General features: G+C 51.2%; 12 protein-coding genes. All 12 read left to right on the top strand.

What is annotated here, in order from left to right; translation table 11 throughout:
• The first annotated feature begins 140 nt into the window (after nucleotides 1–140).
• Complete coding sequence (gene frr, locus DW47_RS0104605; RefSeq protein ID WP_029685205.1) at nucleotides 141–698, top strand: ribosome recycling factor; 558 nt, start codon at nucleotides 141–143, stop codon at nucleotides 696–698.
• Nucleotides 699–822: 124 nt separating this feature from the next.
• Complete coding sequence (gene ispC / locus DW47_RS0104610; RefSeq protein ID WP_029685206.1) at nucleotides 823–2,016, top strand: 1-deoxy-D-xylulose-5-phosphate reductoisomerase; 1,194 nt, start codon at nucleotides 823–825, stop codon at nucleotides 2,014–2,016.
• A 163-nt stretch (nucleotides 2,017–2,179) separates the two neighbouring features.
• On the top strand, nucleotides 2,180–2,932 hold the full coding sequence (gene ispU / locus DW47_RS0104615; protein WP_029685207.1) for a (2E,6E)-farnesyl-diphosphate-specific ditrans,polycis-undecaprenyl-diphosphate synthase: 753 nt from the start codon (nucleotides 2,180–2,182) through the stop codon (nucleotides 2,930–2,932).
• An 18-nt stretch (nucleotides 2,933–2,950) separates the two neighbouring features.
• The gene (cdsA, locus tag DW47_RS0104620; protein ID WP_029685208.1) at nucleotides 2,951–3,808 is read left to right on the top strand and encodes a phosphatidate cytidylyltransferase; all 858 of its coding nucleotides are present in this window, start codon (nucleotides 2,951–2,953) and stop codon (nucleotides 3,806–3,808) included.
• A gap of 12 nt (nucleotides 3,809–3,820) precedes the next feature.
• Nucleotides 3,821–5,173 (top strand): sigma E protease regulator RseP, encoded by a 1,353-nt coding sequence (gene rseP, locus DW47_RS0104625; protein ID WP_029685210.1) that lies wholly within the window; start codon nucleotides 3,821–3,823, stop codon nucleotides 5,171–5,173.
• 49 nt (nucleotides 5,174–5,222) lie between these two features.
• Nucleotides 5,223–7,637: an outer membrane protein assembly factor BamA gene (gene bamA, locus DW47_RS0104630; protein WP_029685211.1), complete on the top strand. Its 2,415-nt coding sequence runs from the start codon at nucleotides 5,223–5,225 to the stop codon at nucleotides 7,635–7,637.
• A gap of 110 nt (nucleotides 7,638–7,747) precedes the next feature.
• On the top strand, nucleotides 7,748–8,248 hold the full coding sequence (gene skp, locus DW47_RS0104635; RefSeq protein WP_029685212.1) for a molecular chaperone Skp: 501 nt from the start codon (nucleotides 7,748–7,750) through the stop codon (nucleotides 8,246–8,248).
• Nucleotides 8,249–8,251: 3 nt separating this feature from the next.
• Nucleotides 8,252–9,277, top strand: a complete 1,026-nt coding sequence (gene lpxD / locus DW47_RS0104640) for a UDP-3-O-(3-hydroxymyristoyl)glucosamine N-acyltransferase (protein WP_029685214.1) — start codon at nucleotides 8,252–8,254, stop codon at nucleotides 9,275–9,277.
• Nucleotides 9,278–9,444: 167 nt separating this feature from the next.
• Nucleotides 9,445–9,900 (top strand): 3-hydroxyacyl-ACP dehydratase FabZ, encoded by a 456-nt coding sequence (gene fabZ / locus DW47_RS0104645; protein WP_029685215.1) that lies wholly within the window; start codon nucleotides 9,445–9,447, stop codon nucleotides 9,898–9,900.
• Nucleotides 9,900–10,688 (top strand): acyl-ACP--UDP-N-acetylglucosamine O-acyltransferase, encoded by a 789-nt coding sequence (gene lpxA / locus DW47_RS0104650; protein ID WP_029685216.1) that lies wholly within the window; start codon nucleotides 9,900–9,902, stop codon nucleotides 10,686–10,688. The genes fabZ and lpxA overlap by 1 nt, the downstream gene beginning before the upstream one ends.
• 3 nt (nucleotides 10,689–10,691) lie before the next feature.
• On the top strand, nucleotides 10,692–11,837 hold the full coding sequence (gene lpxB / locus DW47_RS0104655; protein WP_029685217.1) for a lipid-A-disaccharide synthase: 1,146 nt from the start codon (nucleotides 10,692–10,694) through the stop codon (nucleotides 11,835–11,837).
• Nucleotides 11,834–12,448, top strand: coding sequence for a ribonuclease HII (gene rnhB / locus DW47_RS0104660; protein ID WP_029685218.1), 615 nt, complete (start codon nucleotides 11,834–11,836; stop codon nucleotides 12,446–12,448). Before lpxB ends, rnhB begins: the two co-directional genes overlap by 4 nt.
• Nucleotides 12,449–12,463 lie beyond the last annotated feature (15 nt).

The following is a 12,463-nucleotide window of genomic DNA, read 5'->3' on the forward strand; positions in this document are numbered from 1 at the left end:
GTCAGCGGTAAGTAAAATAAGGTATATTCTGGCCAATACTGGTGATCTGTCCTGGTATCTACGGGTACCTTGAAGAGCAGACCCATTCTGCTGACACCTGAGGCAGAAAGATCAGGTCAAACGAATCCAAGGGTTTTATTGTGATTAACGACATTAAAAAAGATGCTGAAGTGCGCATGGAAAAGTGCGTAGAAGCCTTTAAAAATACCATCGGTAAAGTACGCACCGGACGTGCTTCACCATCGCTGCTGGACGGCATTGTGGTTGAGTACTACGGCTCACCCACGCCATTGCGCCAGTTAGCCAGTGTAACCGTAGAAGACTCACGTACACTGAAACTCAACGTTTTCGATCGTTCTATGGGCCCCGCGGTAGAGAAAGCCATCATGGCATCTGACCTCGGTTTAAACCCGAGCTCTGCGGGTACCGATATCCGCGTTCCTCTTCCTCCGCTGACCGAAGAACGTCGTAAAGATCTGATCAAGATTGTGCGTGGTGAAGCAGAGCAGGGCCGTGTCTCTGTACGTAATGTCCGCCGCGACGCTAACGACAAAATCAAAGCCTTGCTGAAAGACAAAGAAATCAGCGAAGACGATGAGCGCCGTGCCCAGGATGATATTCAGAAGATGACCGATGTGTCTATCAAGAAAGTTGATGCTGCACTGGCCGAGAAAGAAACGGAATTAATGGAATTCTGATCCTTTCCGGGGAGATGGTAAAACGCCGCGTAGAGAGCCCACAGAACAGGGATTCTCTCGCGGCGTTTTACATGGTTAGGCGTCCGTCACTACGCGCGCCATTACACTTAGAATGGATACACTGATGAAGCGTCTGACATTGCTGGGTTCCACCGGCTCAATCGGCACCAGTACCTTAGCGGTAGTTCGCCGGAATCCGGAACTGTACCAGGTGACGGCACTGGTGGCGGGGCATAACGCACACCTGATGGCTGAACAATGCCAAGAATTCCGGCCTCAGTATGCCGCCATGGCTGATGAACACGCTGCCAGCGAGTTGCGTGAACGACTGACAGCACTGAATGTAGACACTGAAGTGCTCTCCGGCGTTCAAGCCGCTTGTGATCTGGCCGCCCTTTCAGAAGTCGACCAAGTGATGGCTGCCATTGTTGGCGCATCAGGGCTACGGCCGACGTTAGCGGCTATCCGTGCCGGTAAACGTGTTCTGCTGGCTAATAAAGAATCACTCGTTACCTGTGGCCGACTGTTTATGGATGAAGTTCGTCGCTCCGGGGCCTGTTTGATGCCAGTGGACAGTGAACATAATGCTATTTTTCAGAGTTTACCCGCTATTATACAGCAGCAGTTAGGGTACGCTGACTTACGTGATAGTGGTGTCGACTCGGTGATCTTGACCGGTTCCGGTGGCCCTTTTCGGGATAAACCGTTGGCAGAGTTCTGCTCTGTCACACCGGAGCAGGCTTGTGCCCATCCCAATTGGTCTATGGGTAGGAAGATCTCCGTTGACTCCGCCACTATGATGAATAAAGGTCTGGAATATATTGAAGCGCGCTGGTTATTTAACGCCACTGATTCGCAAATGGAAGTGATCATTCACCCACAGTCGGTGATCCATTCGATGGTACGTTATTGTGACGGAAGTGTTCTGGCTCAGCTTGGCTCACCGGATATGTGCACGCCTATCGCTCACTCTATGGCCTGGCCGGAAAGGATCCCTGCCGGTGTGACACCGCTGGACTTTACACGCCTCGGGGCTTTGACTTTTTTAGAGCCTGACTTTGACCGTTATCCCTGCTTGAAACTGGCGATGGATGCTTGCGCCGCTGGACAAGCAGCTACCACAGCATTGAATGCGGCAAATGAGATAGCGGTTGCTGCCTTCCTTAACCGGCAGATCCGCTTCACCGATATCGCTGCACTGAATGCTCGGGTGCTGGAAAGCGGGCACTGGCAGGAACCTACCAGTGTCGAAGAGGTGATGGACATTGATGCACAGTCCCGTCAGATAGCGCAGCAGAGGCTGATGCAGTTTGTTTGATCGGGATGTCGGCCATTTGTCCGAATCAGGGGAAAATGATATAGTCGCCCGCTGCTGTTTAGTGGCGTAGGGAGAGGTTCCTCCTGTGGCGATAAACCTGTGGTAGCGCGCTGAAATTATTCAGAGGTCAATGGTTCTCTGATAAAGGAATTAAATACGCATTATGTCGTCCCTGAATCAACAACTCTCTGCCGATAGCAGCAGGCTACTTCCTCGGCATGTCGCCATCATTATGGATGGAAACGGGCGCTGGGCGAAAAACCAAGGTAAGCTACGTATTATTGGGCATCGCGCTGGGGCGAAAGCCGTCAGAAAAGCAGTCAAATATGCTGCCCATATGGGGATAGACGCACTCACTCTCTATGCGTTTAGTAGTGAAAACTGGAATCGTCCAGAAAAAGAAGTGTCAGCATTGATGGAGCTTTTTGTCTGGGCGCTAGAAAGTGAAGTCAAAAGCCTGCATAAAAATAACATTCGGCTAAAAATAATCGGTGATGTAAAACGCTTCAGCAGCCGTATTCAGGAGCGTATTTCCAATGCCGAGTCTCTGACGGAAAATAATACCGGATTGACCCTCAATGTGGCCGCAAACTACGGCGGGCGTTGGGATATTATTAATGGTATGCGTCAGATTGCGAGACACGTTCAACAGGGCACCTTGGCTCCGGATGAAATTACCGAAGAGATGCTGAGCAGCTCCCTGTGTCTTAATGGTCTGCCGCCGGTGGACTTAGTGATAAGAACCGGTGGTGAACATCGCATCAGTAATTTCTTGTTATGGCAGGTCGCTTACGCTGAATTCTATTTCTGTGATGTACTTTGGCCTGACTTTGATGAACATGCTTTTCAGGGTGCATTGAATGCCTTCTCACAACGAGAACGCCGGTATGGCGGGGCAGCACCTGACAGTGAATAAATGGATTGGGGGTAACCTTTGTTAAAATCACGTTTGATTACCGCGATGATACTGATCCCGTTGGTAATCATTGCCTTATTTTGGTTACCGCCGATCGGTTTCAAAATTCTGGTTTTGGCCATTTGCATGCTGGCCGCTTGGGAGTGGGGGCAGTTTGCCGGCTTTATGCATCCTAGCCAGCGGATTTGGGTGGCAGTATTATTTGGCCTGTTGCTGAGTTTGATGAGCCTCTCGACCCCTTCCTATCACCATGATCTCTATCAGCCTGGTGTCAGCCTGTCGCTGTGGATTTCCCTCAGCTGGTGGGCCTTAGCCCTGTTGCTGGTGCTGTTTTACCCTTCCTCTGCCGCATTATGGCGCCAATCCCGCTTTCTACGTTTGGCCTTTGGTGCACTGACTTTGGTCCCTTTCTTCTGGGGCATGGTAGCGCTTCGTCAGTACCACTATGACAGCGACCACTTTGCCGGTGCTTGGTGGTTACTGTTTGTGATGCTGCTGGTCTGGGGAGCCGATTCCGGTGCTTATATGTTCGGGCGTCTGTTTGGGCGCCATAAACTGGCGCCCAAAGTCTCTCCGGGCAAAACCTGGGAGGGGTTTGCCGGTGGACTACTCTGTTCGGCAGTGATTGCATGGGGCTTTTCACTGCTGGCACCCCTCACCGTGAGCAGCGAAACCCTGGTGATCTGCGCGGTGATTGCCACCCTTGCGTCGGTATTGGGTGATCTCACCGAAAGTATGTTTAAACGCGAAGCAGGGATTAAAGACAGTGGTCAGCTGATCCCAGGACACGGGGGTATTCTTGACCGTATCGATAGCTTAACCGCGGCGGTACCGGTATTTGCGTGCTTACTGCTTCTGGTGTTTCATATAGCTTAAGGATAGTTGCTGATGGGCAGTATACTCTGGAGTCTTGGCGCGTTTATCGTTGCACTTGGTATTCTGATTACCGTCCATGAATTTGGCCATTTCTGGGTGGCCCGCCGCTGTGGTGTCTGGGTGGAGCGTTTTTCCATTGGTTTTGGACCGGCGCTGTGGCGCAGGAAAGACAAACAGGGGACTGAATATGTCATTGCCCTGATCCCCCTGGGCGGTTATGTCAAAATGCTGGACGAGCGGGCAGGGGAAGTGCCCGCTGATCGTCTACACCAAGCGTTTACCCGTAAAACCCTCGCTCAGCGGGCGGCCATCATCGGCGCAGGCCCAATCGCTAACTTTATCTTCGCCGTTTTTGCTTACTGGCTAGTTTTCATGCATGGTGTGCCGGGGATCAAACCGGTTACCGGTGAAATAATCCCCAATTCTGTTGCCGCACACGCGCAAATTCAGCCAGGAATGGAACTTAACGCGATTGACGGTATCGAAACGCCTGATTGGGATGCAGTTCGTCTGGCACTGATGGGAAAAATCGGCGACAGTAGTGCCGCATTGACCTTGTCAACGTTCGGGCAGTCTGCCACGCAGGTGAAGCAACTGGATTTACGTCACTGGACGTTTGATCCGGAAAAGCAGGATCCGGTGCAGTCGTTAGGCATCATCCCAAAAGGGCCGGTGATTGAAACCACTCTGGCCGAAGTGCAAAAAAACTCACCGGCGGCATCAGCGGGTTTGCAAGCCGGAGACAGGATCGTTAAAGTCGGGGGGCATCCGATCACTGACTGGCAGTCCTTTGTTAGCAGTGTCAGAGATAACCCGCAAAAACCTCTGCCGTTAGAGGTAGAGCGTGCCGGTGTGAGCTTGACCTTCACCCTGACCCCGTCAGCGAAAGAAGGGGCGCAGGGCACAGAAGGTTTTGCTGGGGTGATCCCGCGGGTACAGGCGCTGCCTGAGCAATATCGGACACTGCGGCAGTACGGTCCTGTAGCAGCCATCGGTGAGGCAGGGGTAAAAACCTGGCAATTGGTCAAGCTGACGGCGTCGATGCTAGAAAAATTAGTAACCGGTGATATTAAGCTGAATAATCTCAGCGGGCCGATTTCCATTGCGCAGGGCGCAGGGATTTCGGCGGAGTACGGAATGATTTACTATTTAATGTTTCTGGCATTAATTAGTGTCAATCTGGGGATAGTTAACCTTATCCCGTTACCGGTGTTAGATGGTGGGCATCTGCTCTTCCTGTTGATTGAAAAAATCAAAGGTGGGCCGGTGTCTGAGCGAGTTCAGGACTTCAGTTACCGCATCGGGGCAATCGCACTGATGATGTTAATGGGGCTTGCACTTTTCAATGATTTCTCACGTTTGTAGATAACAGAACTCTACGAACGGGGATGTGTTAGGAACACGCATAATAACGATGGCGATGAAAAAGTTGCTCATAGCGTCGCTGCTGTTTAGCAGCGCCACCGTGTACGGTGCAGACGGTTTCGTAGTGAAAGATATTCATTTCGAAGGGCTGCAGCGAGTTGCCGTCGGGGCGGCCTTGCTTAGCATGCCTGTTCGTGTGGGGGATACGGTTGATGATGATGACATCAGAAATACCATCCGCTCACTGTTCGCAACCGGTAATTTCGATGATGTCCAGGTCATGCGGGATGGCGGCGATCTGATCGTACAGGTCAAAGAACGTCCGACCATTGCCAGTATCACCTTCTCCGGTAATAAATCGGTGAAAGATGACCAGCTGAAGCAGAATCTGGAAGCCTCTGGGGTGCGGGTAGGGGATGCCCTTGATCGCACCACCATCTCAACGATTGAGAAGCAATTAGAGGATTTCTACTACAGCGTCGGTAAATATACCGCCAGCGTGAAGGCGATTGTTACGCCGTTGCCACGTAACCGTGTTGACCTGAAGTTTGTGTTCACTGAAGGGGTTTCGGCTAAAATCCAGCAGATCAATATCGTCGGCAACAAAGCGTTCAGCTCCGATGAACTGATCTCGCACTTCCAACTGCGTGACGAAGTGCCGTGGTGGAATCTGGTTGCTGACCGTAAATACCAGAAACAAAAACTGGCTGGGGATCTGGAAACACTGCGCAGTTTCTATCTGGATCGCGGTTATGCCCGTTTTAATATTGACTCTACTCAGGTCAGCCTGACGCCGGATAAGAAGGGGATTTATATCACCGTCAATATCCATGAAGGCGATCAGTATAAGATCTCCGGTGTAGTGGTCAACGGTGATATGGCCGGCCATTCGGCAGAAATCGAAAACTTGGCAAAAATTCCACCGGGCGAGTTGTATAGCGGTGCCAAGGTGACGGCTATTGAAGACAGCATCAAAAAGCTGTTGGGTAATTATGGTTATGCCTATCCGCAAGTGATGACACAGCCGGAAATCGATGACAAAACTAAGACCGTTAAGCTTCACGTCAGTGTGAATGCCGGTAACCGTTACTACGTGCGTAAGATTATCTTCCGCGGTAATGATGTCTCTAAAGATTCCGTCCTGCGTCGTGAAATGCGTCAGATGGAAGGGGCTTGGCTGGGCAGTAACTTAGTCGAACAGGGTAAAGAGCGGCTGAACCGTACCGGTTACTTTGAGACGGTAGACGTAGATACCCAACGGGTGCCTGGCTCACCTGATCAGGTCGATGTTATTTACAACGTTAAAGAACGTAATACCGGGACCTTTAATATCGGTGTCGGCTATGGTACGGAAAGTGGGGTCAGCTTCCAGGTTGGGGTCACCCAAGAAAACTGGATGGGCACCGGGAATACCGTAGGGATTAGCGGTACCAAAAACGACTATCAGACTTATGCTGAACTGTCGATGACTGACCCTTACTTTACCGTTGACGGTGTTAGCCTTGGCGGGCGCCTGTTCTATAATGACTTTAAAGCTGATGATGCGGACTTGTCGGACTATACCAACCGTAGTTATGGTGCCGACGGTACACTGGGCTTCCCAGTCAATGAGAACAATACCCTGCGTGTCGGGTTAGGCTACGTGCATAACGATCTGTCTGATATGCAGCCTCAGGTCGCCATGTGGCGCTACTTTGACTCGGTTGGTAAGCATCTGTCGACGCAAAATGATGATGGCAGTTATTCCTCGGATGACTTTACTTTCAACTACGGCTGGACCTATAACACCCTCGATCGCGGATTTTTCCCGACCGCTGGTAACCGGACCAACCTGAACGGTAAAATTACTATCCCAGGCTCTGATAACAGTTACTATAAAGCGACACTGGATACTCAGCAGTATATGCCGCTTAATAACGACCATACATGGGTCTTATTAGGACGCGGTCGTCTGGGCTACGGAGACGGCTTAGGTGGCAAAGAGATGCCATTCTACGAGAACTTCTATGCCGGTGGTTCCAGTACGGTACGTGGTTTCCGTTCGAACACCGTCGGCCCGAAAGCGGTCTATATGAAATACGGTGATGACTCGAACTGTGGCAAAACCACCGATAGTCTGTGCAAATCTGATGACGCGGTGGGCGGTAATGCGATGGCTGTGGCCAGCCTTGAGCTGATCACCCCGACCCCGTTTGTCAGTGAGAAATATGCTGACTCGCTGCGTACCTCTGTATTTGTTGATGCCGGGTCGGTATGGGATACTAACTGGCAGAATACTTCAGAAACTGAAGCTTTGGGCATTCCTGACTACAGCAAACCAGGTAATGTGCGTGTCTCTAGCGGTGTTTCACTGCAATGGATGTCGCCTTTAGGCCCGCTGGTATTCTCATATGCGCAGCCGATCAAAAAGTATGAAGGGGATAAAGCAGAACAGTTCCAGTTTAATATCGGGAATACCTGGTAGCCGGCTGCTCTGAGTTATTTCTTAAAGTATTGCAAGACGACAGCTTTTGCTGTCGTTTTTTGCAACAATCGTGTCTACAGTGACACAAACGGTGATGTAAGGAGTTTATAGTGAAAAAGTTGTTATGTGCCGCAGGTCTTGGTCTCGCTCTGGCTGCTTCTTCTGTCGCGGCTCAGGCTGCTGACAAAATTGCAGTGGTGAACGTATCCAGCATCTTCCAGCAGTTACCACAGCGTGCCACAGTTGCCCGTCAGCTGGAAAATGAGTTCAAAGGTCGTGCAACCGATCTGCAGACTCAAGAACGTGCACTGCAGACTCAAATGCAGAACTTCCAGCGTAATGCCTCTACCATGAAAGCCAGTGATCGTGCCCGCACAGAGAAAGAACTGATGGCTCAGCGTCAAAGTTTCTCTGAGAAAGCTCAGGCTTTCGAGCAGGATAACCGTCGTCGTCAGACTGAAGAACGCAACAAATTACTGGCCAGCATCCAGACTGCAGTGAAGAAAGTTGCTTCTAGCGAAGGTTATGATGTCGTGATCGATTCTGACGCCGTGGCTTATGCCAGCGATGCGAAAGACATCACCGCTGACGTGCTGAAACAGGTTAAATAATTGATGGCATCTTTCCTACTGGCTGATTTAGCCCGGCAGTTAGATGCAGAATTGCACGGAGATGGCGATATCGCCATCTCCGGCATTGCTTCTATGCAATCAGCAACCCGTGGCAATATTACTTTCCTGGCCAACAGTCGTTACCGCGAGCAACTCGCGCACTGCAATGCAGATGCTGTGGTGCTGACGGAAGCAGATCTGGCGTACTGCAGCACTGCAGCACTGGTCGTGAAAGACCCTTACCTGAGCTATGCGCGTTTGGCACAAATTCTCGATACTACCCCGCAACCGGCGACAGATATTGCCCCGAGTGCGGTGCTCTCCCCTGAGGCGACCATCGGTGACAAGGTTTCTATCGGTGCGAACGCGGTGATTGAGTCCGGTGTGGTGCTTGGCGATAACGTGGTAATCGGCGCCGGTTGTTTTATCGGTAAAAATACCCGTATCGGTGCAGGGACTCGCCTGTGGGCTAATGTTTCGGTCTATCATGAAATTGTGATCGGTGAAAAGTGCCTGATTCAATCCGGGACGGTGATCGGCGCTGACGGCTTTGGTTATGCCAATGATCGCGGTAATTGGGTGAAGATCCCACAGCTCGGTACTGTCGTGATCGGTGACCGAGTGGAAATCGGTGCCTGTACGACCATTGACCGTGGTGCGTTGGATAATACGCAGATCGGTAACGGTGTGATCATCGATAATCAATGTCAGATTGCACACAATGTCATTATTGGCGACAATACAGCAGTTGCTGGCGGTGTGATCATGGCTGGAAGCCTGAAAATTGGTCGCTACTGTATGATTGGTGGTGCCAGTGTGATCAACGGCCATATGGAAATCTGTGATAAAGTAACGGTCACTGGGATGGGTATGGTGATGCGCCCAATCACGGAACCTGGTGTATACTCCTCAGGTATTCCGCTGCAGGCCAACAAAGCGTGGCGTAAGACAGCGGCGCTGGTCATGAATATCGATGATATAAACAAGCGGTTGAAAGCGGTTGAACGTAAAGCCGGTAAAGATAATTAATCATAACTTAACCGGTCGACGATCACGGTAACTGGGGAAAATCTCAGAACATATACCGTGATTTATCGGACTGCCCCGAGACCTTTTATCTTTGCGACCTGCATAGCCCTCCTGGCTGGCAGGTCGTGTTATTGTTGCTAACAGCTTTTTAGGACAGGAAGAGTATTTTGACTACTGAAATACATACTCTGCAAATTGAAGAGATTCTGGAACTTCTGCCTCACCGTTATCCGTTTTTACTGGTTGATCGCGTTCTGGACTTTGAACCGCATAAATATTTACGCGCTGTAAAAAACGTCACCGTTAACGAGCCGTTCTTTCAGGGACATTTCCCGGGTAAACCTATTTTTCCTGGCGTGTTAATCCTGGAAGCGATGGCACAGGCGACCGGTATCTTGGCGTTTAAAAGCGTGGGTAAACTGGAGCCGGGTGAACTCTACTACTTTGCGGGTATTGATAACGCACGCTTCAAACGCCCTGTAGTACCGGGAGATCAAATGGTGATGGAAGTCACCTTTGAGAAGACCCGCCGTGGTCTGACCCGTTTCAGCGGTGTTGCGACTGTTGATGGTAAAGTGGTCTGTGAAGCAACAATGATGTGTGCCCGTAGCCGGGAGGCATAATGATTGATAAAACCGCCAGCATCCATCCTTCTTCGATAATCGAAGAAGGTGCGATTATAGGACCAGGCGTCCGTATCGGACCGTTCTGCGTGATTGGTGCGCATGTCGAGATTGGGGAAGGCTCTGACCTGAAATCCCATGTCGTCGTCAACGGCCACACCACGATCGGTAAACAGAACGAGATCTTTCAGTTCACGTCGATCGGTGAAGTTAACCAGGATCTAAAATACGCGCAGGAAGAGACCCGGGTCGTCATTGGCGATCGTAACCGTATCCGTGAAGGGTCATCGATCCATCGCGGCACGACTCAGGGCGGCGGCTTAACCCATATTGGTAGTGATAACCTGATGATGGGCAACACCCATATCGCCCATGACTGCCAGATCGGAAATAGCTGTATTTTTGCCAACAATGCTACCTTGGCCGGTCATGTCACGGTGGATGATTTTGCCATCATTGGCGGAATGACCGCTATCCACCAGTGGTGCACTATCGGCGCACATGTGATGGTGGGCGGCTGCTCCGGCGTGGTACAGGATATTCCTCCGTATGTGATTGCTCAGGGTAATCATGCATCGCCGTTTGGCGTTAATATTGAAGGTCTCAAGCGTCGTGGCTTCTCAAAAGACGCCTTGCATGCCATCCGTAATGCTTACAAACTGCTATATCGCAGCGGCAAAACGCTGGATGAAGTCAAACCTGAAATTGAAGCGCTGGCAAAAGCCCACGCAGAAGTTCAGCCATTCTATGACTTCTTCGCCCGTTCTACCCGTGGCCTTATCCGGTAATTGATGGCGATGCGTCCACTGACTGTAGCACTGATCGCCGGGGAAACCTCCGGCGATATTCTTGGTGCTGGCCTTATTCGGGCCCTTAAAGAAAAACACCCTGATATTCGCTTTGTTGGCGTCGCCGGACCGCTGATGCAGGCCGAAGGTTGCGAAGCATGGTACGAGATGGAAGAGCTGGCAGTGATGGGGATTGTTGAAGTCTTGGGTCGTCTACCCCGCCTGTTACATATTCGCCGTGATCTGACCCGTCGTCTGAGTGCTTTGAAGCCGGATGTGTTTGTCGGTATCGATGCCCCTGATTTTAATATTCCGCTGGAAGGCCGTCTCAAACGGGCTGGGATCCGCACCATCCACTATGTGAGTCCATCGGTGTGGGCATGGCGGCAGAAGCGGGTGTTTAAAATTGGCCGTAATACCGACCTGGTATTAGCCTTCCTACCTTTTGAAAAAGCCTTCTACGATCAATTTCAGGTTCCTTGCCGTTTTATCGGTCACACCATGGCGGACAGTATTCCGTTACAACCTGATAAGCAGGCGGCGCGGGAACGGCTATCGCTACCGGCAGATGCCTTGTGTCTGGCATTACTGCCGGGCAGTCGCAGCGCAGAAGTTGAGATGCTCAGTGCTGATTTTCTGAGAGCCGCGCAGTTACTGCGTGAGAAGTATCCGGCATTGGAGATTGTGGTGCCGATGGTGAATGCCCGCCGCCGTCAGCAATTTGAAGCGATCAAAGCGCAGGTGGCCCCGGAATTGGTTTTACATCTGATTGAGGGTCAGGCGCGAGATGTGATGATTGCCAGCGATGCGGCAATCTTAGCATCCGGTACCGCGGCGCTAGAGTGTATGCTGGCCAAATGTCCAATGGTGGTCGGTTACCGGATGAAACCTTTTACCTACTGGTTGGCCAAGCGATTGGTCAAAACCGAATGGGTTTCTTTGCCTAACCTGTTAGCGGGTAGAGAGCTGGTAAGAGAACTGCTGCAGGAAGAGTGTCAGCCACAACAGTTGGCAGAGGTACTGGAGCCGTTGTTGCATCAGGGATCGGAGCGCGAAGCATTATTGGCCACTTTTACAGAACTGCATCAGCAGATCCGCTGGGATGCCGATCAACAAGCGGCACAGGCAGTACTGGAATTGATTGAATGAGTGAATTTATTTATCCCTGCAGCGGCATCATTGCCGGTGTGGATGAAGTCGGTCGTGGTCCGTTGGTTGGGGCAGTGGTCACCGCTGCGGTGATCCTCGATCCTCAGCAACCCATTACAGGACTGGCTGACTCAAAAAAACTGAGTGAAAAACGTCGTCTGGCGCTGTTTGATGAGATCAAAGAGAAAGCATTGTGCTGGAGCTTAGGTCGTGCAGAACCGGAAGAGATCGATCAATTGAATATTCTGCAAGCTACCATGCTAGCGATGCAGAGGGCCGTTGCCGGGCTTAGTGTACAGCCGGAGTTGGCACTGATCGATGGTAACCGCTGTCCGCCACTGCCAATGGCCGCTCAGTCTGTTGTCAAAGGGGACAGCCTAGTGGCGGAAATCAGCGCCGCCTCAATTCTCGCCAAAGTCACGCGAGATCAAGAGATGGCTGAATTGGATGCTCTGTACCCCGGCTACGGTTTTGCTAAGCATAAAGGCTATCCTACGCCACTGCATCGAGAAAAATTAGCGTTACTAGGGCCAACTCCGTTCCACCGCCGCAGTTTTGGCCCAGTCCGTCAGGCACTGAATACCAAAGCAGCGCTTGGACAGCGATCCTGACGCATCATTAATCGC

Origin of the sequence: Tatumella saanichensis (genome assembly GCF_000439375.1) — a bacterium.
Taxonomy (GTDB): Bacteria; Pseudomonadota; Gammaproteobacteria; order Enterobacterales; family Enterobacteriaceae; genus Tatumella; species Tatumella saanichensis.

Excerpts from the sequence above, each read along its gene's own strand:
- ispC (WP_029685206.1), top strand. The coding sequence starts at position 823 with ATGAAGCGTCTGACATTGCTGGGTTCCACCGGCTCAATCGGCACCAGT.
- ispU (WP_029685207.1), top strand. The coding sequence starts at position 2,180 with ATGTCGTCCCTGAATCAACAACTCTCTGCCGATAGCAGCAGGCTACTT.
- rseP (WP_029685210.1), top strand. The coding sequence starts at position 3,821 with ATGGGCAGTATACTCTGGAGTCTTGGCGCGTTTATCGTTGCACTTGGT.
- bamA (WP_029685211.1), top strand. The coding sequence starts at position 5,223 with ATGGCGATGAAAAAGTTGCTCATAGCGTCGCTGCTGTTTAGCAGCGCC.
- lpxD (WP_029685214.1), top strand. The coding sequence starts at position 8,252 with ATGGCATCTTTCCTACTGGCTGATTTAGCCCGGCAGTTAGATGCAGAA.
- lpxA (WP_029685216.1), top strand. The coding sequence starts at position 9,900 with ATGATTGATAAAACCGCCAGCATCCATCCTTCTTCGATAATCGAAGAA.
- lpxB (WP_029685217.1), top strand. The coding sequence starts at position 10,692 with ATGGCGATGCGTCCACTGACTGTAGCACTGATCGCCGGGGAAACCTCC.
- rnhB (WP_029685218.1), top strand. The coding sequence starts at position 11,834 with ATGAGTGAATTTATTTATCCCTGCAGCGGCATCATTGCCGGTGTGGAT.